Source organism: Candidatus Zixiibacteriota bacterium (genome assembly GCA_020853795.1).
GTDB lineage: Bacteria > Zixibacteria > MSB-5A5 > CAIYYT01 > CAIYYT01 > JADJGC01.
The window spans coordinates 1-18,945 of record JADYYF010000165.1 but is presented as its reverse complement, the minus strand read 5'-3'; the positions used below and the strand labels follow the sequence as shown (position 1 = coordinate 18,945).

14 protein-coding genes are annotated in these 18,945 nt (G+C 58.1%); 7 read left to right on the top strand and 7 right to left on the bottom strand.

Translation table 11 applies throughout. The features are described from left to right. Window positions 1-17 precede the first annotated feature (17 nt). The 6 genes from IT585_12865 to IT585_12840 are packed head-to-tail and all read right to left on the bottom strand — an operon-like array spanning window position 18 to window position 7,236. Entirely contained in the window at window positions 18-926 is a 909-nt protein-coding gene (locus IT585_12865) for a lysophospholipid acyltransferase family protein (protein MCC6964136.1), read from the bottom strand. Continuing rightward, window positions 880-1,815, bottom strand: a complete 936-nt coding sequence (locus tag IT585_12860) for a hypothetical protein (GenBank protein ID MCC6964135.1) — start codon at window positions 1,813-1,815, stop codon at window positions 880-882. The genes IT585_12865 and IT585_12860 overlap by 47 nt, the downstream gene beginning before the upstream one ends. A gap of 49 nt (window positions 1,816-1,864) precedes the next feature. After that, a complete protein-coding gene (cysE, locus tag IT585_12855; protein MCC6964134.1) occupies window positions 1,865-2,416 on the bottom strand; it encodes a serine O-acetyltransferase in 552 nt (183 codons plus the stop codon). 44 nt (window positions 2,417-2,460) lie between these two features. After that, a complete protein-coding gene (locus tag IT585_12850) occupies window positions 2,461-4,767 on the bottom strand; it encodes an AsmA family protein (protein MCC6964133.1) in 2,307 nt (768 codons plus the stop codon). Between the two features lie 49 nt (window positions 4,768-4,816). After that, complete coding sequence (gene cadA, locus IT585_12845; protein MCC6964132.1) at window positions 4,817-6,868, bottom strand: cadmium-translocating P-type ATPase; 2,052 nt, start codon at window positions 6,866-6,868, stop codon at window positions 4,817-4,819. A gap of 2 nt (window positions 6,869-6,870) precedes the next feature. Next, window positions 6,871-7,236, bottom strand: coding sequence for a winged helix-turn-helix transcriptional regulator (locus tag IT585_12840; GenBank protein ID MCC6964131.1), 366 nt, complete (start codon window positions 7,234-7,236; stop codon window positions 6,871-6,873). Between the two features lie 169 nt (window positions 7,237-7,405). Between IT585_12840 and IT585_12835 the strand changes: the two genes are divergently transcribed. From IT585_12835 to IT585_12825, 3 genes are read left to right on the top strand one after another with little or no spacing between them, the layout of a single operon-like run. Continuing rightward, window positions 7,406-8,074: a DUF4159 domain-containing protein gene (locus tag IT585_12835; protein MCC6964130.1), complete on the top strand. Its 669-nt coding sequence runs from the start codon at window positions 7,406-7,408 to the stop codon at window positions 8,072-8,074. Between the two features lie 38 nt (window positions 8,075-8,112). Then, window positions 8,113-11,508 (top strand): hypothetical protein, encoded by a 3,396-nt coding sequence (locus IT585_12830; protein ID MCC6964129.1) that lies wholly within the window; start codon window positions 8,113-8,115, stop codon window positions 11,506-11,508. Between the two features lie 16 nt (window positions 11,509-11,524). After that, window positions 11,525-13,381: a tetratricopeptide repeat protein gene (locus tag IT585_12825; protein MCC6964128.1), complete on the top strand. Its 1,857-nt coding sequence runs from the start codon at window positions 11,525-11,527 to the stop codon at window positions 13,379-13,381. A 9-nt stretch (window positions 13,382-13,390) separates the two neighbouring features. On the opposite strand, the gene IT585_12820 is transcribed toward IT585_12825, so the two are convergent. Next, the gene (locus IT585_12820; protein ID MCC6964127.1) at window positions 13,391-13,633 is read right to left on the bottom strand and encodes a hypothetical protein; all 243 of its coding nucleotides are present in this window, start codon (window positions 13,631-13,633) and stop codon (window positions 13,391-13,393) included. Between the two features lie 175 nt (window positions 13,634-13,808). Here IT585_12820 and IT585_12815 point away from each other — a divergent pair, with 175 nt between their 5' ends. From IT585_12815 to IT585_12800, 4 genes are all read left to right on the top strand, one after another. Beyond that, window positions 13,809-16,229, top strand: a complete 2,421-nt coding sequence (locus IT585_12815; protein ID MCC6964126.1) for a DUF2723 domain-containing protein — start codon at window positions 13,809-13,811, stop codon at window positions 16,227-16,229. Window positions 16,230-16,267: 38 nt separating this feature from the next. Beyond that, a complete protein-coding gene (locus tag IT585_12810; GenBank protein MCC6964125.1) occupies window positions 16,268-17,146 on the top strand; it encodes an EamA family transporter in 879 nt (292 codons plus the stop codon). Window positions 17,147-17,328: 182 nt separating this feature from the next. Further along, window positions 17,329-18,678, top strand: a complete 1,350-nt coding sequence (locus IT585_12805; protein MCC6964124.1) for a hypothetical protein — start codon at window positions 17,329-17,331, stop codon at window positions 18,676-18,678. Between the two features lie 12 nt (window positions 18,679-18,690). Further along, a partial coding sequence (locus tag IT585_12800; protein MCC6964123.1) for a hypothetical protein occupies window positions 18,691-18,945 on the top strand: 255 nt, incomplete at its 3' end.

Below are 18,945 nucleotides of genomic sequence, written 5' to 3'. Positions count from 1 at the left end.
ATTCGCGGACGAATCGCTCAGTACTTGCCGATCGTGGACTTCCAGCGACGATGAGTCCACAGCCATTGCTCCGGATGGCTCCTGACCATCCGCCCGAGGCGATCGGAATAGAGCGACATCAACCGCGTGACCTCGGCGTTGCGATCACTGGCCGGATCGGGCTCGATGAGATCGGCGACGTGCAAAATCAGCTTGCGACCCTGGCGCAGCAGGAATACCACCGCGATCGGCGCGCCGTAGTGCAGGCTGAAGGTGGCTACGCCGCGATGGTACGAGGCCGGGGTCCCCATGAAGTCGACAACGATGCCTTCATTGCCACCATCCTGATCGGCGACCATATAGACCGGCAGCCCCTGTTTGAAGGCTTTCGGCAGGGCGCGGCTCGCTTCGTGGCTCTGGATGATGGTGGCGGCGCCGGTCAAGCGCAGGCGATTGAGGAAACGATTGACGCGCTTGTTTGACTGCTCGAGGGCAAGAAAGACGCAGCCGCGGAACTCGCGTCCGGCAACCTGCCCCAGAGTTTCCCAACCGCCGAAGTGCCCGGTGGCAATGATGACCGGCCGTTTTGCGGCCAGAAGTGCCTGAATGCGGTCGACCTGTGCGCGCGCATGGGGCGGCACGTCGACGCGCCGCAAAGCGCCGTAGGGATCGACCAGATCGATGGCGTTTTGCGCCAGATTGAGGTAAACGCCGCGCACCACTTGTGTCACTTCGGCGGGTGTCGATTCGGAGAAAACCAACTGAAGATTGTAACGGGCAACGCGGACGCGGGAACGGGTGAAGAAGCGGGCCAGAGCCGCCAGCAGCCGAGCCAATTGATCACGCTGGCTCGGCGGTGTGAGGCGGACGAGGGCGTAAAACAGCAAGACGCCGGCGTACTCAATAGCGTGACGAATCGTCTTCAGGCTGCTTCCAGGGTTCATCATCGTCGGAGCCGGAATAGTCAAAATCGGTGCTCTGGTACTTCTCTTCTTCCTTCCAGCGGTCGAAGGCAGTCTTCCGCCGTCGTCGCAGCAACAACCAGCCGACGATCACGACCACTGCCAGAAAAATCCAGAGACCCGACATGTCGGAGAGTATAGCCAACAGCGTGTAATTGTCCGACAGGAATTTGCGGTAGTCGGCTTCGAAGCGCCAGAATGAGATGCCCAGGCCGGAATGAAAGGCTTCGCTGATGTTCTTGCCTTCGGCAAAGGCGTCAAGGAGATCGACCAGCCCCAGTTCGCCGAAACGCTGGAGAATGTAGAGGACGACGAGATAGCTCTGCGCGTAGGCAAGGTTGGCTTCGGCCTGGTGAAATTGGTTGACCTCGTCGATATCGCGCAGCGGCAGCAGCGACTTGGTAATCTGCGCCGCAGCGACGGTGGTTACCTGGGAGAAGGTCCATTCGCCCGCGAACCACGAGGCGAAGCCCTCGTCGATGAAACGCGGCAAGCGGGCGCCGCGGACGCGCTGATACATCGCGATATGCGCCAGTTCGTGCTCGATCAGATCAGCCATGGTGCCGGGATAGCGATCCATCATCGTTTCACGCAGGATGATGAGATCGCGCGTGGGTATGGCGGCGCCGGCGCCCCAGTCGGGGATGGTGCCCCCGGCCAAAGAGTCGAACTGCGCCTGGGTCTGGACGATGGCCAGATTGAGCGTGTCCGGAAGCTTTATGCCGAGAATCTTCTGCGCGCGCAGTGACGCAACGTCGATGATCAGCCGCATGTCTTTCGCCTTGGGCGGATCCCCGGTTATGAACCGGATCTGCGAGGCGGCGGCCGGAGCGAGGCTGAAAAGCAGCCAGAGCAGCGCGAAAAGGTAGTTCACGGAGCGATTATAAGGAACTTCAGGGAATAAGGGAATCAGCAAATGGCGATCAGTCTTCGGGGTGTTGGGTCTTTGGCAACGGCAAGTCAACGTTGGCGCCCTTGAGGCGGACGATACGAGCCGGGATGCCGACGACGGTAGCATCATCGGGCACGTCGCCCATATAGATGAATGAATTCGCGCCGATGCGGACGTTGTCGCCGATCTTGACCGGTCCGAGGATGATGGCGCCGGTACCGACGTAGACGTTGTGGCCGAGCGTCGGATGGCGCTTGCCGGAATGCTTGCCTGTGCCACCGAGGGTAACGTTATGGAAGAGGACGCAGTTATCGCCGATCTCGGTAGTCTCTCCAACGACCAGTCCCATGCCGTGATCAATGAAAACGCCTTTGCCCAAAGTCGCGCCGGGGTGGATTTCAATGCCGGTGAAGAAGCGGGCGATCTGCGAGATGAGGCGAGCGATAAAGCGCAGCCCCATTCGATACAGCCGGTGTGACAGGCGGTGAATCAGGATCGCATGCAGTCCGGCGTAGAGGATTGGCTCCAGCCCGCGGGCGGCAGGGTCATTGCGGTAAATTGCGCGGATGTCTTCCCAGGCCATATACTGATTTATCGGCAATTATGTACCGACGGATAAGATGATCGCTAACGCGCACCGGTGATTGCGAACTGCGGGGCGGCGGTATTGCCAGTGATTTCAATGACGATCGTTTTGGGGGTCTTCTCACCGGCAATCCGCGTGAAATCGGGTCGTGAACGTAGAGACTTTGCCTCGTCTTTAGATATTTTGCGCGTGACCCGTAAATCGGGATTGTTAGCGGATGAGAGTGATCCGGTTATTGCATATTCAATATCGCCGGAATCGAACGCCAGCGTGCTCAGGCGCACCGTGCGATCGGCATAGAGGAAGCTGCAGACGAGGTCCTCGACCTTGCTGCGATCGAAAGCCGGGAGACTCAACGCCGATTCGAATTGCCGACTCAGGTCAAAGGGAGTGATGCGACCGTCTTCGAGAACAGCTTCGCCCTTCAATGTGAGTGTAGAAAGAACCTCGTCAGTTGTGGTACCCTTCCATTTGGCGTTGACCTGCAAATCCGCATCTCCGGTCAGGCGCGGTCCGAATCCAGTGAAGCGATCGAGGACAAGGTCAGCCAGAACTTCCTCGCTACGCGCTTCGAGTTCAAAATCCGGTTTTGCGGGATTATTAAGATCGACAACGATTTCGCCAGAGGCCTTACCGGCGAAGATGCGGCACGTAGTGGAGTCGGAATAGACAATCCGATTAACCACAGAAATGCGCGACTCGAGGTTCGTGAAGTCGATGCCGGCGATGCGTCCCTCGGCGACGAGCCATTTGGTGGAGGAGTTGATGCCGACGAGTTGATTGATCAAATCGGCCACGGCGCCGGTATCGGCTGCGGTGGAATCGCCGAGTTGGCGCAGGGCGTCGAAGTCGAAGTGGCTGGACGAGATGACGGCATCCAGTTGCGGCGGACGGTGGGCGTGCTCACGACCAGCAAGCACGGCAGGGAAACCGACGATGCTGCCGGTGAGCTGTAGATTGTTATCGCCGGAAGCGAGGTCGCAGCGGGCAATCTGCGCATAGTCACCGGTGAACTGCATGTCAAGGTTCAGTTCGTTGAGATTCACGGGACGCGCGGTATCGACGATTGCCAGCCGTTCGACCAGCAGCGAGCCGAAAATCCGGCTTTGCTCCGGCTGGGCGGACTTGATGAACCCGGAAATATTCGCCGCGACCTCGCCGGAAACCGACTGCGGCGCCTGATAATTCAGCGCACGCGCGATGACGTCGGCACGACAGCTCACGTTAGCCTCGCCCGAGATGGTCGGCTCTTCGTAATCGTCAATTGTCAGCCGCAGGGTCGCCGGCGCGCCGTTGACGGTCGCCGATTCCGTGTAAACGGAGAGGGTCTTCTCGTTGAAGTTGCTTTCGATCAATTTGCTGCGCATTTCGAGTCCGCTCGATTCCAGCATGCCGGTAAAGTCGGCGAGACTGACTTTCCCGTTGAGGTTCCGCGACGCGGGATTGCCGGCGACACCTGACCAGGCAATTTCCAGACGTGCTTGTCCGGCGAGTTTCATATCACGCAGCAGAGGCAGTGCCTTGATGACGCGCGAATCCGCACAGTCGGCCAGATCGGTGCGCTCGGAGAGTAGGCGCAGATTGAAGGCCGGACGGGTCCCGATCCGGGCAATGGAGCCGTCGAGCCGCCCGGAGAATTTATCGATGCGCCAGCTACAGCGACGGAAGGCGACCGAGTCATGGAGCGCTGAGTAGAAGCCGCGCCAGTCCGCTTCGACGGCGGTCGGGTGGATCAGCAGGTTGCCGGCGTCGGCCCAAAGAAAGAGCGAATCGATTTCGAGTTTGCCGGCGATGTCGGACAGCCGCTCGCCGCGCAGGTCGTAGCTCAGACGGATATTGCCGAGGACGAAGCGGATGCCGGTGGAGTCGTCGCGGAAGAGCAGACGGCCGTCGTTGAGGCGGAACCGGCGGCAAAGCGGTTCTTGCGCTTGTTCATTCGATTCGGGGAAGATGGTGCGGGCGCGGAAGAAGTCGTAGTTGATCGCGCCCACCGAGTCCTTCTGCAGTAACATTTCCCAGCCGTCAATCGCCAGTTCCTTAATTTTGATTCTCCCCATCAGAAGCGGGAGCAATTGGACGTAGGCGTTGATGTGATCGATGCGTGCCAGCGGCTTACCGGCGAAGCGGTCATTGTTGGCAATCGCCAGATTGGAGATGCGAATTCCAGGCGGGAAGTAAGAGAATTCCGAGGAGCCGACGCTGACTCGGCGATCCAACAGCTCTTCCATGCGCGGGATAATGGCCGCCGCAATTCGCTGCGGCGAGACGAAGATGCGGATCGCCCCAAAACCGAGAATAATCAAGGCCACGACGATCAGGGCGAGCCAAACCAGGGGCTTGTACTTCATTGCACTACAAATACGGGATTGAAGCCGAAGAAGCAAACGGATGTTGCGGTTATTGCCGGAGTAAGCGCAGGCTATTAAAGATGACGACCAGCGAGGCACCCATGTCGGCCAGCACGGCCATCCAGAGCCCGGCGAAACCGAGTGCTGCCAGGGTCAGGAATACAAGCTTAACGGCAAACGCGAGGCCGATGTTGAACTTGATGGTCGCCAAGGTGCGCTTACCAAGGCGAAAGAGCTTGGGCAATGCGGTCAGATTGTTGCCGAAGAGGATGATGTCGGCATGTTGTGCCGGGATGTCGCTGCCAAAGCCGGCCAGTGAAATTGAGACATCAGCGCCGGACAGAGCCACAACGTCGTTGATGCCGTCACCGACCATGGCGACGCCACCACCCAGTTTCTCGATCTGCTCGTACTTGTGTTCCGGCAGCAGGCTGCCGTGGGCGAAATCGAGCTTCAGGCGTGCGGCTGCAGCCGCGGTTGCCTGATTGCCGTCGCCGGAAAGTATGCCGATCGTTGTGATTCCTTCTTCTCGCAGGTGCTCGACGATCTCCGAAGCTTCCGGGCGAAGCTCGTCCGACAAACGGAACAAAGCAATATCGATGCCGTTACCTCTGAGCCGGACGGCACGACCCCCGGACGCTGCTTCGAGACGATCTTCACCAGCGACCAACTCGAAGTGACGTCCGCCAATGACACCGCTGACGCCGATACCGGGCTGAGCACGGGCAGCGTCAACCGGCAACAGAGGCAGCTGCGCTATCGCCGCGGCCACCGTGAGGGCGCGAGCGATCGGATGCTGTGAAACCTGTTCCAGCGACGCGGCTATTTGAAGTGCCTGGGATGAGGTCAGAGAGTCTACCGTCTCAGTTGCGACCAGGCTCAAAGCCCCGGTTGTTAGCGTGCCGGTCTTGTCGAAGGCCACCGTTGAAATTGATGCCATCTGCTCCAGCGTGTCGCCGCCCTTGAAAACGGCCTTGAGTCGTGACGCCGCTGAAAGCGCAGTCGTTATTGCGACCGGAGTCGAAATCACCAGCGCGCACGGGCAAGAGATGACGAGAAAAACGAGTGCCTTGTAGAACCATGCGGAAAACGACGCATCGAGAAACAGCGGCGGCACGGTTGCCACCAGCAGGGCCAGCGCAACGACCAGGGGAGTGTAAATGCGAGCGAAACGATCGACAACTCGTTCCACGCGGGCCTTGCGACTGGCGGCTTCGCCGACTAACTGAAGAATTCGCCCGATGCGCGAATTTTCCACCGTTGCCGACACTGAGACCTCGAGGTAGCCGTCCTGGTTGATGGCGCCGGCGTAAACTTCATCGCCGGGACCGATGCTGTCAGGGTGGGTCTCACCGGTCAACGATGAGAAGTCGACGAAAGAGCGCCCGGAAATCACGACTCCATCTACCGGAACGCGCATGCCTTCCTTAAGGACAATCGTATCGCCCGGGATCAGCTTCTCCGGGTCAACTTCGACGAGTTCCGCACCGCGTTTGAGTAGGGCCCGGTGGCTGGTGAATTCTGAAAGACCGGAGAGAGTCCGCGACAGTCGCCAGAGCGAGTAGGACTCCAACAAGTTGGCCAGGCTGAAGAGCAGGACAACGACGACAGCCTCGTGCAGATCGCCGATGATGATGGCACCCAGGATTGCCAGCGCCATCAACGAATTGATGTCGAGGCGGCGATGCCTGACTGCGATCAGGGCGCGACGGAGAATATCCCAACCGCCAATGAGCGTGGCCGCAATAAATGTGACGTTTCCAGCTCCCTCCAGGCCGAAACCGAAACGGAGCAGCGCACCGATACCATAGACCATTACTGCGGCGAAGAGCGACCAGCCCAGAGATCGCGAGAACGGCAGACGCGAGCTGGACGGCTCGGCATCGTCGACAAATTTGAAATGACCGAGACCTTCAATGCGACGGCGCAGAGCTGAGGCGTCCGTTTGGTCGGGATCAAAAGTGTAGAAAACCTTCGCACTGAGAAGGTCGACCCGGGCGTTGGTGATCCCCGGAATCTTCTTGATCTCCGTTTCTGCTGTCTTGGCGCAGTTCGGGCAGTCAATTGGAGTGGTTCGAGCTTCAACCCGAGCGAGAGCCATGGCTATTTCTTCTCCTCAGCATGCACCATCCCTTGATTGATCAGCGTGGTCACATGCGCATCGTCAAGTGCGTAGAATGCCATTTTCCCTTCCCGGCGGTATTTGACGAGTCGCAGAGAACGCAGTAGCCGAAGCTGATGGGAAACTCCTGATTCTGAGATTCCGAGAAGTGCAGCGAGGTCACATACGCATAATTCGGCTTGAGACAAGAAGATACAGATCTTGAGGCGCGTTGGATCGGAAAGGACAGAGAAAATTTCTGCGAGCCGTTCGATTATCGCATTGTCAGGCAATGACTTACGGAGTTCATCGACGGTTTCGAGGTTGATGAATTTTACCTGGCAAACATCTTCGTCGGTCTTTATCATACAACACCTGAGCAGATATTCATACGTTATACGTTTTCGACCGATTGTCAGTTGAGAATTAGTAGCCTGGTTGAAAGGTTCACGGAAGAAACGCCGGTGTATCGTAATTCTTGTTTCTGGTCGGCAGCTCCGAACCAAAACGCTCAGATTTCGTATAAATCATAGTTAGATGAAGAGATACAGCTTGCTCGTCGTTCTGGCACTCCTGGCGGTATCGGCTGCGTCGGTGGCCGCCGAGATCACTAATAATGTAACAATCGCCCGACTGAAATATCCGGGCGGTGGCGACTGGTATTGGGGCTCATCGGCGCTCCCGAATTTGATCGAATACATTCGCGGGAACACGGGGATTCCCGTCAACAAGGACGAGGTACGAATCGAGTTAAGCGACAACAGCTTATTCAATTACCCGTTCCTGTTCATGACCGGACACGGAAACGTCAACTTCCGTGCCGACGAATTGGAAACGCTGCGCAGATATTTGGCGGCCGGCGGATTTCTGCTGGCGAACGATTCGTACGGAATGCGGAAGGCATTCTTCCGCGAGATGAAGAAGCTGTTTCCGGATCAGGAGCCGCGCGAATTGCCGTTTAATCACGGAGTTTTCAGTTGCTACTACAAATTCCCGAACGGACTGCCGAAGATTCATAGGCACGATGATAAGCCGCCGCAGGCGTTTGGGTGGTTTATCGGTGAACGCCTGGTCGTGCTCTTCGTCTTTGAATCGGATATCGGCGACGGCTGGGAAGATCCGCGTGTCCACAACGACCCGCCGGAAAAGCGAACGGCGGCACTGCAGATGGGAACAAACATCCTGATCTGGGCATTAACTAATTAGTAGTCACGCATCAACTTCGATAATCGAGAGGTACCGTCATGGATCCCCGCACAACACTTCAGTATCTCACCGATCGACTGGTTAAGCTGCGCAATTTCATGCTGCTCGGCCATCTGGCCAATGGCACGGCGCTGATTCTTACCGCGGTGGCACTTCTGTTCTTGCTGGGGTTCGTTTTCAATGCCGCCTTCTTCTTAACGGCGACATTCCGCACCATCTTTATCGCGATCGCGGGGATCGCGCTATTGACGCTCTTCTTTATCACCGTGGTGTGGCCGTGGATTCGCAAGCCTTCGACCGAGAGCGTGGCGTTGCAGGTTGAGGCGAAGTACCCGCAGTTGCAGGATCGGCTGATTTCCTCCCTACAGTTGGAGCGGAATCTTCAGAACAACCGCGAAGGCTTCTCCACCGACATGATCCAGGCGGTGATGCGCGAGTCGGAGGAGATGTGCCGCGGAATCGATTTCAACAAGACGGTCGACCATGCCTACCTGAAGCGGTCGTTGCGCTTTCTGGCGCTGTCGGCGGCGTCCGTGATTCTGCTGGGATTTGCATTTCCGAGCGTCTTCAACGAGACAGTGTACTTGTTCGCCAACCCGACGGTCGAAGTTGAACGGGAGTTGAGTTATCGGCTGAAGGTTGAGCCGGAAGGTACGGAGGTCGCCAAGTTCGCGCCGTTGACGGTGCGGGCGATCCTGAGCGGCAGGAATCTGCCGAACGACGCCAAGCTGCACTGGCGATATGAAGACGGACCGGTCAAAATCGAGGAGTTCTCACCGGAACGCTCCGCGAAGGCGGCGGCCTCGGGGATTGCGGGGAAGTTGGCGGCGGACGACTCGACAATTCTGGCGTTTGAGTTCCGCGAGGTGCGGCGCTCGTTCGAGTACTGGGTGACAGCCGGCGAAATCGAGTCGCCGAAGTACGAGGTCGATGCGGTCGACAAGCCGCGCGTGATCGATATCAAGCTGACCTATGCTTATCCCAAATATACCGGGCTGCAGCCGCTGGTTGTGGACGAGAACGACGGCAATATCTCCGCGATTAAGGGCACCACGGTCAAGGTCGAAGCGACGGTCAACAAGCCGGCGGTGACTGCGGAGATGGTCTTCAAGGACGGCCGACGGGAAGGATTGACGATTCGCGACCATCAGCTGACCGGCACGATCAAGGTGATGGAGGAGGGGAGTTATCATATTGCCGTAACCGACGAGCTGGGCAATCTCAATCCCGATCCGATTGAATATCGCATTGGCGCGATCGCCGACGCGTTTCCGGAGGCGGATCTGTTCGCACCGGGAGTGCCGGTGAATCTCGGCGACGACATGGCGCTGGATCTGGGCGTCAAGCTGTTCGATGATTTCGGTTTTTCGGAACTGACCCTGCGCTATCGCGTCTTTACAATCCAGGGGGAGACGTTTGAACGCAAGCTGGCGGTGCCGTTCGACCGCGCGCTTGGGAAGAGCATCGAGGTGCGCTATCCGTGGGACCTGTCGGACATCGGTCTGGAACCAGGCGGCTGGGTCGAATACCAGTTTGAGGTCGCCGACAACGACGCGGTTACCGGGCCGAAGCGGGCCCAGTCGCAGGTCTTGGTGGCGCGGCTGCCGTCGCTGCAAGAGCAGTTTTCCTATCTGGAGGAAGAGAGCGAGTCGCAGATTAATGAGCTCGAAGAAGTGCGCAAGGCGCAGGATGAGCTGCTGGAGAATACGCAGAAGTTGCAGGAACAACTGCTGAGCAATCAGGAGATGGATTGGGAGAAGAAACAGGAAATCCAGAAAGCGTTGCAGAACCAGCAAAACCTGTTTGACCAGATGGAGCAGATTGCCAACCGGATGGAGCAGATGGAAGAGCAGATGCGCAAGAACGATCTGACCTCGTTGGAAATCATGCAGAAGCTGCAGGAACTGAAGAAGCTGTTCGACGAAGTGGCGACGCCGGAGATGAAAGAGGCGATGAAGAAGATGCAGGAGGCGCTGGACAAGATGTCGCCGGAGGAGCTGCAGAAAGCCGCCGAACAGATGGAAATGTCGCAGGAAGAGCTGAAAGAACGCATCGAACGGACACTGGCGCTGCTGAAGTTCATGCAAGCGCAGCAGAAGATGGAAAACATGATGCGACAACTGGCGGAGCTGATCGAGCAGCAGGAGAAGATGAATCAGCAGACCGAGAGTTCGCCGCAGGAAAAGCTGGCCGACCTGGCTCCGAAGGAAAAGGCGAACAAGGAGCAGTTCGACGATCTGCAGAAACAGGCCCAGGAGCTGGAAGAGATGTTGAAAGAGCTCAAGCTCGACCAGCAGGAAAACGCCAAGGAATTCATCGAGCAGGCGCAGGAATCGAAGGCCGGCGAAGAGATGCAGCAGATGAGTCAGGAGCTGCAGCAGAAGAACAAGAAGCAGGCCAAGCAGTCGGGCGACATGGCGCTGGAGAGCCTCAAGCAGATGCAAAAGCAGATGCAGGAGCAGAAGGACGCCTTTAATAACAGCCAAGGTCAGCAGGCGGCGGAGAACATGAAGGAAGCGGCCAACGACGTGCTTTATGTTTCCGAGAAGCAGGAAGACGTCTACAATCTGGCCGAGAGCACCGACCCGTCCTCGCCGGAACTGCAGAAACTGGCGGCCGAGCAACAGGCGCTACAGCGGACGATGCAGGCGTTAGACGAGCGGCTGCGGGAGATCTCGAAGGAATCAGCTTTCTACAACCAGCAGGTCAATCAACTGATGAATTCGGCGCAGGAATCGATGACGCAGTCGACTGAGGGGTTGATGCGGCGCGATGCGGCCGGCGCCCTGCGCAACCAGAAGGAGGCCATGTTCTCGCTCAATCAGGCCGCCAACCAGTTGATGCAGTCGGCGCAGAGCCAGTCGATGTGCAATAGCGGGCGCTGCAACAATGAAAACATGTTTCAGAAGATGAACAAGCTGACGCAGCAACAGAAGCAGATCAACAACCAGACGTCGTCGATGTGCGACAAGCCGGGCAACGCCAAACCGAAAGCGGGCGATCTGGGACGGATGGCGGCGCAACAGAGTGCCGTCCGCAAGAGCCTCGAAGAGTTGCAGCAGGAGCAGGGAAATCGCCGCGAGATTCTCGGCCGGCTCGATGAACTGGCGAAGGAGACGCAGAAGGTGGTTGAGGACTTTGAGGGCGGCAGCGTCGGCGAACAGACACTGGAGCGGCAGCACAAGATTTACCAGCGGATGCTCGATTTCCAGCGTTCGCTGGAGCGGCAGGACTTTTCCGAGGAGCGCAAGGCCGAGGCCGGTCGCGATATCCGGCGCGCTTCGCCGGAGCAACTGCAGTTTGAGACGGCCTCCAAGCAAAGTTTTCAGGACCGCTTGCAGAAGTTCATGAACGAGGGTTATCCGCCGGAATACGAAGAACTGATCAAGAACTACTTCCGCGCGGTCAATTCGGGAACCCAGCCAGAGAAATAGGGGCGACAAGGGACCATTGGCACTAGCGCAGACACTTCAAAAAGCCAAGGTACTGGCGTCGTTTCTACTGGTATTGGCGGTAGGCGCCGCTGCGAGCAAGGCCGCAGCGCAGTCGCCCGGCGAGACACAGCGAATCAAGAATGCCGAAACGTTGATCTATTCCGGGCGCTGCGGCGATGCCGTCGTGCAGTTGCGGCCGCTGTATGATGCCGAGCCGCAGAATGAGCGGGTAGCGCTCAGTCTCAAGAACGCTTATGTCTGCCTGAAGGACTATGATTCGGCGCGGGTGATCCTCGAACGGCTAATCGCGCGGGCTCCGTTTCTGACGCAGGAGATTAGCTACCGGCTGGAACTGAGCGCCGTCTATTTCCGCGCGGGGGACGAGGTGCACGGTCGGCAAACGGTCGATGAAGCGGTCACGCTCGGCGAAGGGAATCTGCAATATTACGAACAGGCCGCCGACGTGTTCATCGGCAGCGGCTATTATGCCGACGGCGTGAAATTCCTGCAGGAGTCGCGGCGCAAGCTGGGCCAACCGCGGGCGTTCGCGCGGAAGCTGGCGCAGGTCTACGAGATCTTGCGCAATTACGGTGATGCGGCGCGCGAGTACTTTGCGGTCGTCCAGCAGGACACCGCGCAGGAAGTGATGGTCTCCGGCAAGGTGGCGGCGCTGATCAAGCTGGATGCCCAGGAGGAATTCGACACCGGGCTGGGCGAAGCGCTTGCGGAGATCTTGGCAGGCAATCCGCGCAATGCGGAGGCGCAGCGGTACTACGGGGACTATCTCGTCGCGCAGGGTGATTTTGCCGCGGCGTTCGATCGGTTTCGGATGGTGGATTCGCTGGCGCAAGGCAAAGGCAGGTACCTGCTGTATTTCGCCCGCGCGGCCCGCGACAACGGGGTACACGAGATGGTACATCGGGCGTGCGCATTGATCGAGACCATACCCAATTCACCCTACCTGGTTCAGGCGCAGTTCCTGCTGGCGGAGACGCACGCGGCTGCCGGCGAATTTGCTCAGGCGGCCGAGCTATACGAAAAGATTATTGCCGGTACGCCGAATGATCGCGACCGGACGGAAGCGTTTTTCTCGCTGGGACATGTACAGCTTTACGGTTTGCATGACCCCCGCGCGGCGATTGCCACGCTTGGCGGACTAATCGAGCGATATCCCCGTTCGCCGCTGGCGGCGGCAGGCACAGTCGTGGTTGCCGACGCCTATCTGGCGCTCGGGCAGGCCGGTGCTGCGGATTCGCTGTACGCCCAAATCGAACTGAAGTCACTACCGCAGCGCAACCAGGAAGAACTGCTTTACAAGCAAGCCGAGTTGCAGTTCTTCACTGGCAATTTCTCACTGGCGCGAGATGCCTACTCGCGGATGATGAACACCTACCCCAAAAGCGTCTTCGTCAACGATTGTCTACGGCGCATGATGTTGATTACCGAGTATGCCGGCATGGATGAAGCGATACTGCAGATTTACTCAAACGCGGCGTACGCGCAATTTCGCTTCGAGTACCAGACGGCGCTGGAGCTGTTGAACAAGCTGAAGTATCGGGAGTCGAAGATCCTGCCGGAGCTGGCGTGGCTGACCAGCGGCGAGATCCTGGCGACTCTGGGCCGAGACACTCTGGCACTGGCGGCGTACGACACGTTGGTGCAACTGCGTCCGGAGAGCTTCTATGCGCCCCTGGCGATCGAACGCAAGGGGGACATCTACGCCCACACGCAGAAGAACTGCGAGATGGCCCGCACCACCTATCAACAGGTGATTCTGAACTACCCCAAAAGTCTCAATGTCGAGGACGTCCGCAAGAAGCTGTGGCAAACGGAGCGAATTCTCTGTGCGCGGACGGAGAAGCCGAAGTCGTAGCGCCTGCGCCTAAACGGCAACCTTCTTCTGGTTCTTCAACTCGCGCAGCTCGGCCTGCAATAGTTCGATCTGCTTCAACTGCGTCTCGATCGTTTTCAGCTTCATCTTGGTCGTGGTTCGCACCAGCAGACCGAGAGACGTCAGCATAAATAATACTGAATTGATCTGCCGGAAGATGTTTCCGTAATTGTAGATCGAGTCGAGAAACGCCGCGATCCCGAGCACAAACAATAGAGCACACCAGGTCAACATGGATTCCTCCTCAAAAGGGTTGTCCAAAAGGGAAATTGCCTTATATTCATCGGCTAAATGACTGGAGACTGTACGAAGGAGTAGTCGGCTGTTTCAAAATAAACCACGTAATTGGGCCCACCTGCTGACGGCCACCTTTGTCTTCGTTACATCCTTAGTGGTCTTCTGGATGACGGTGCAGCGAACGCTGTCGTTCTGGGATTGCGGCGAGTACGTAGCCTGTTCCTACATTCTGGGAATTGCGCATCCGCCAGGAAATCCGCTGTTCCTCCTGATCGGTCGTGTCTTCTCCTTGTTTCCGCTGGTTTTCGACATCGCATACCGTGTGAACCTGGTTTCAGTCTTCAGCAGCGCGGCGGCGGCGACCTTCGGCTATCTTGTGGCGGTGCGGCTGCTGCGTTTCCTGCCGGGAGTCGATGAGAGCCGGCCCAAGCAATTGCTGGCCTATCTTTGCTCGGCGACGGGGGCTCTGTTGTTCGCCTTCTCGCGGACCAACTGGTCGAATTCCGTGGAGGCTGAAGTCTACGCGCTCGCGATGCTGATTTACTTCGCGTTGATCTGGCTGGCGCTGCAGTGGTATGATCAGCGTAACAGCAGCCGCGGGCTGTTGTATCTGGTTGCGATTGCCTACCTGAGCGTTTTATCGGTTGCCGTACATATGACGACATTCCTGGCAATGCCGGCAGTCTTCCTGTTCGTGATTCTGGTCGACGAAAGACTGCGCACTGACTGGCGATTTTGGGTCAGCGGGGTTGTGCTCTTCCTGGTGGCAATTGATGTGGGGTGGTTCCTGATTGCGGTACCGCTGTGGGCGGTGGTTTCATTGGTGGCGTTCCTCAAAGAGCGCAGTCTCGGCTGGGGGCTGTGCCTCGGGTTGACGGTGGCGGCGATGGTGGGGTTCTCGGCACACGCCTACATCCCGATTCGGGCGGCCGAGAAGCCGCGGATCAACCAGAACGCACCCTCGGACTGGGAGCGCTTCTACGGCTACCTGCAGCGCAAGCAGTACGGACAGGAGTCGATGCTCACGAAGATGTTCAATCGGCGGGCATCGTGGTCGCATCAATTCGGTGACTATCCGCGAATCGGTTTTGGCGGATTTCTGGTCGATCAGTTCGGTTTTGGCGGGATGCTGTTCGTGATTCCGCTCGCTTTGGCGATCATCGGGATGGTGGCGCTGATCAAGTGGAAGTGGAAACCGGGCTTCTTTTTCCTGCTGGTGTTGCTGGCGGGAACGATCGGGCTGGTGCTGTATATGAACTTCTCCGACGGGTCACAAATGGATCAGCTCACGGGGCTGGACCGGTTGGAAGTGCGCGATCGCGATTATTTCTTCACACCGGGGTTCATCACGTTTGCACTGTGTATCGGCCTGGGGCTGTATGTTGCACTCAATTGGCTGCTGGAGCGGCTGCGGGCGGCGAACAGCCAGGTGATAACTCTGCTCGCCGGTTTGGCGACATTGGTCTTTCCGGTTGTGGCAATCTCGGCCAATTATCACGGCAACGACCGATCCGACAATTACATGCCGTACGATTACGCCGCCAATTATCTGGATTCGTGCCCGCCGGACGCCATTTTGTTCACCAACGGCGATAACGATACTTTCCCGCTGTGGTGTCTGCAGGAAGTCTACCACTATCGGCGCGACGTCAAAATCGCGAACTTGTCGCTGATTCAGACCGACTGGTACCAGCTTCAGCTCAAGCACGAGATGGGGGTGCCGATTTCGTTTACCGACGAGCAGATGCGCTGGGAGAGCATCTCGACGACGCGGCCGTTGCGTCCTTATGTCGATCATCTGCGCGGTGGCTGGGAGCATCTGCTGATGGCGTTTCGCGACCAAGCCAGCAACCAGTTGGTGACGGTGGCCGATCAAATGGTTGAAAATATCGTCGGCGCCAACCAATGGAAGTATCCGATTGTCTTCTCCGGCGACCTTCCCCGGCAGGTGCGATATCCGCTGGCGGAGCACAGCCTGCGTCTGGGTTACTTGATCCAGGTCGGCAAGGATCAGATGGGCGGCGCCTGGGATGTTGACCGGTCGCTGGATCTGTTCCGCAATTATCGCGTGCGCGGATTGGATGACCTCAGAGTCTATCGCGACGAAGTGGCGACGACGCTGGCGATCGGCTCGATGCAGGTCGGGGTGGAATTCATCGACTACCTGACCCGGAATCAACAGCCGGAAAAGGCGCGCGAGTTAGCGGAGCTGTTCGTCAAGCAGTATCCGGAGTTTTGGCAATTCCGAGCCGTGCTGGCGGATCAACTCAAGTTCACGCCGGAACAGACCGACTCGGCGCTGACCGAGTATCTGAAGTATTGCGATCAATTGATCGCATCAAATCCCGACAACATCTTCTACTACCAGTACAAAGCCCTGACGCTGCAAACGCTGAAACGCTCATCCGAGGCTGTGGGTGCGGCGGAAGTTGCCTACCGCATCAATCCGGCGTCGCAAATCACGTATCGCTCCTTGCTGTCGCTCTACGCGCAGAACGGGCGGCGGGAGGATGCGATGCGGATATCCCGCGAATATCTGGTGAGCAACCCGTTCGATCAAACGGCGCGGGCGGTTGCTGCCGGGCAGTTCTAAGTCACACGACTTCTCCAATCCGTGAGAACACCCTGCCAATGATGATTGCAATCTACGTGCTGGCGCTGCTGCTGTTCGGCTCCACCTGGGTAGCCGTCAAGTTCGGGCTGCAATCGACGGAACCGTTCACGGCGGCGGTGCTGCGCTTTGTTATCGCCTTCGCGGTACTCGGGGCGGTGTTTCGAACCTGGCGCTATCGCCTGCCCAGCCTGCCGAAACTGCGGAGGAGCCTCCTCATTTCCGGTTTCCTAATGTACGGCCTCAATTTCTTTTTCATCTATCTGGGGCAGCAGTGGATCAGCGCGTCGCTGGCTGCCATCTTGTTTGCGACGATGCCGTTCTTCACCGCGCTGTTCGCGCACTACCTCTTACCGGATGAGAAGCTGACTTGGCGGGTGATCGTCGGGATGGTGGTGGGCTTCGGCGGCACGATTGCATTGTTTTCGCAGGATCTCGCGCTCGGCGGGCCGGTGTACGGGATGGCCTCAATGCTATTGGCGTCGGCGTTCTGCTCGTGGGCGTCGGTGCTGATCAAGCGCGACCTGGGTGCGGTTGATCCAATCCAGCTTTCGATCTTGATGATCCTGCCGGGACTGGCGCTTCTGGTACCGAGCATGCTTCTGCTGGAATGGCCGCTGAAGCTCGAAATCGAGCGCGCGGGCTGGCTCTCGTTGCTTTACCTGGCGCTGATGGGCACCGGCGTTGCCTTTATTCTGTGGTACTACTTGCTGAAGCGAATCTCCGTCGTGGCGCTGTCGCTGATGACTTTCCTGGAGCCGTTGGTGGCCATCACCCTGGGCTACCTGCTGCTGAACGAACGCTTGACGTCGCACTTTCTGATCGGGGGAATTCTGATTCTTGCCGGCGTGTTGCTTGCGACCCTGCAGCCGCGGCAAAGTGAAGAGCCCTCACTTTAGCCGTTACGCCAATTTGCCTTGACTCTCTGCATTCGAGCCGTTACGTAGTGTACGCGTAACGAGGATAGTCTACTCTGTAATAACAGCGATTGCAGGCACGCATATGTGAAAAAGATCACAAGCGGAAGGAGCGAGAGATGTACACGGAGTCACAATCAGCGAACAGAGTCAATCGAGGCCTGATGCGCGCGGCAGCGCTGGCAATCGTCGTGCTGGCGATAACAGCGATGCCGCTGGCGGCACAATCCAAAGCGGGCGATGCGGCGCTGGGTACGCAGAAATACGAGAGCTACGAAACCCCGGACTTCTGCGGCAGTTCGTGCCACACCGACTTCTATCAGCAATGGAAACAGGCAATGATGTCGCAGTCGTACACTCATCACTGGGACGAGATCGAGTATTTCAAGCTGGCCGTTCCGCACGCGGAAAAGGATCCGGTCGTGGCGGGAGTGAAAGCCGGCTGCAACGGCTGTCACGCACCGTTGGCGTTTCTGGCGGGTGATGTGCCGCCGGCGCCGCCGGAGAAGGGGACGCGTGCCAATGAGGGAGTTTCTTGCGAGGTCTGCCATACCATCACTGGTTTCGAGGGTGACACACCGCACAATTTCAATTGGCACAGTCAGCCCGGCGAGAACAAGCAAGGGCCGCGGGCGGTGGGCGAATCGCCGGCGCACAAGATGGTCAAGAACGATTTCCTGGGAACGGCCGAATTCTGCGGTACCTGTCACAACGAGAAATCACCATATGGCGTTTGGGTCAAGTCGACGCATCTCGAGTGGAAGGACGGACCCTATGCCAAGGAAGGGGTGCCGTGCCAGAAGTGCCATATGACGAGCGCACCGGGAGTGAGTGCGCAGATGGGTACGGAGTATCAGGACGTTCGGCTGCACCTGTTCCACGGCGCACATGATCCGGGTAAGCTGCGCGGAACGATCGAGTTGCGCATTCAGCCGGATATCCGGGAAGCCGAACCGGGTGAGTCAGTCAAGTTTACCGTAGCGCTCTTCAACCAGAAGACGGGGCATAAGTTTCCGACCGGTTCGGTCGAAGACCGCATCGTCTGGTTGCATGTTGAAGCTGTCGACGCCGACGGCAGTACCTATCACCTGAAAGTCGACCCCAAGGGATTCAGCGGCGAGGAATACACAATTGCCGCCGACGTGCTGGCTTACCAGGACATGGGTATCGCTCTGAATGACCCGAATTTCAAGGGTGTGCAGCGGGACGGCGTGCCGGTCGGCGACCGAATCTTCCGGATGCCGTACTTCGACCCACAGGGGCGGATGACGATTCAGCAGTGGAACACCAAGTCACAAGGGCCGGACTACCGGATCGGGCCGCGCGAAACCAAGCTGGAGACCTTCACTTTCGTTCTGCCGGACAAGGTCGCATCGGGCGAGTTGAAAGTGACCGCGACGCTGAACTATCAGTTGTTGGTGAAGCCGGTGGCGGATTTTCTCGGCGTGCCGGCGGAGGAATCGCAGATTTTCGTGATCAACAACCACGCCACCACGATTCAGGTACTGCCCTAAGAGGAGGATGCGATGCGCACGATCATCTCGATCATTGGGATTTTGGCGACGGCAATCGTTGCCGCTTCGATTCTCGTAGTCGTGCAGAGTGACGACGTGCTGGCAATTCCGGCATTTGCCCGCAAATACAACATGTCCTGCACGACCTGCCACCAGCCGTTTCCGGTGCTGAAGGACTATGGCGACGAATTTGCCGGCAACGGGTTCGTGTTGAAGGACAACGACGCACCGCGGTACTACGTGGATACCGGCGACAAGAACCTGTCG

What these genes read in the sequence shown, in the direction of transcription:
- IT585_12820 (MCC6964127.1), bottom strand. Translation starts at nt 13,633, where the DNA reads ATGTTGACCTGGTGTGCTCTATTGTTTGTGCTCGGGATCGCGGCGTTT.
- IT585_12835 (MCC6964130.1), top strand. Translation starts at nt 7,406, where the DNA reads ATGAAGAGATACAGCTTGCTCGTCGTTCTGGCACTCCTGGCGGTATCG.
- IT585_12865 (MCC6964136.1), bottom strand. Translation starts at nt 926, where the DNA reads ATGATGAACCCTGGAAGCAGCCTGAAGACGATTCGTCACGCTATTGAG.
- cysE (MCC6964134.1), bottom strand. Translation starts at nt 2,416, where the DNA reads ATGGCCTGGGAAGACATCCGCGCAATTTACCGCAATGACCCTGCCGCC.
- IT585_12830 (MCC6964129.1), top strand. Translation starts at nt 8,113, where the DNA reads ATGGATCCCCGCACAACACTTCAGTATCTCACCGATCGACTGGTTAAG.
- IT585_12810 (MCC6964125.1), top strand. Translation starts at nt 16,268, where the DNA reads ATGATGATTGCAATCTACGTGCTGGCGCTGCTGCTGTTCGGCTCCACC.
- IT585_12840 (MCC6964131.1), bottom strand. Translation starts at nt 7,236, where the DNA reads ATGATAAAGACCGACGAAGATGTTTGCCAGGTAAAATTCATCAACCTC.
- cadA (MCC6964132.1), bottom strand. Translation starts at nt 6,868, where the DNA reads ATGGCTCTCGCTCGGGTTGAAGCTCGAACCACTCCAATTGACTGCCCG.
- IT585_12805 (MCC6964124.1), top strand. Translation starts at nt 17,329, where the DNA reads ATGCGCGCGGCAGCGCTGGCAATCGTCGTGCTGGCGATAACAGCGATG.
- IT585_12850 (MCC6964133.1), bottom strand. Translation starts at nt 4,767, where the DNA reads ATGAAGTACAAGCCCCTGGTTTGGCTCGCCCTGATCGTCGTGGCCTTG.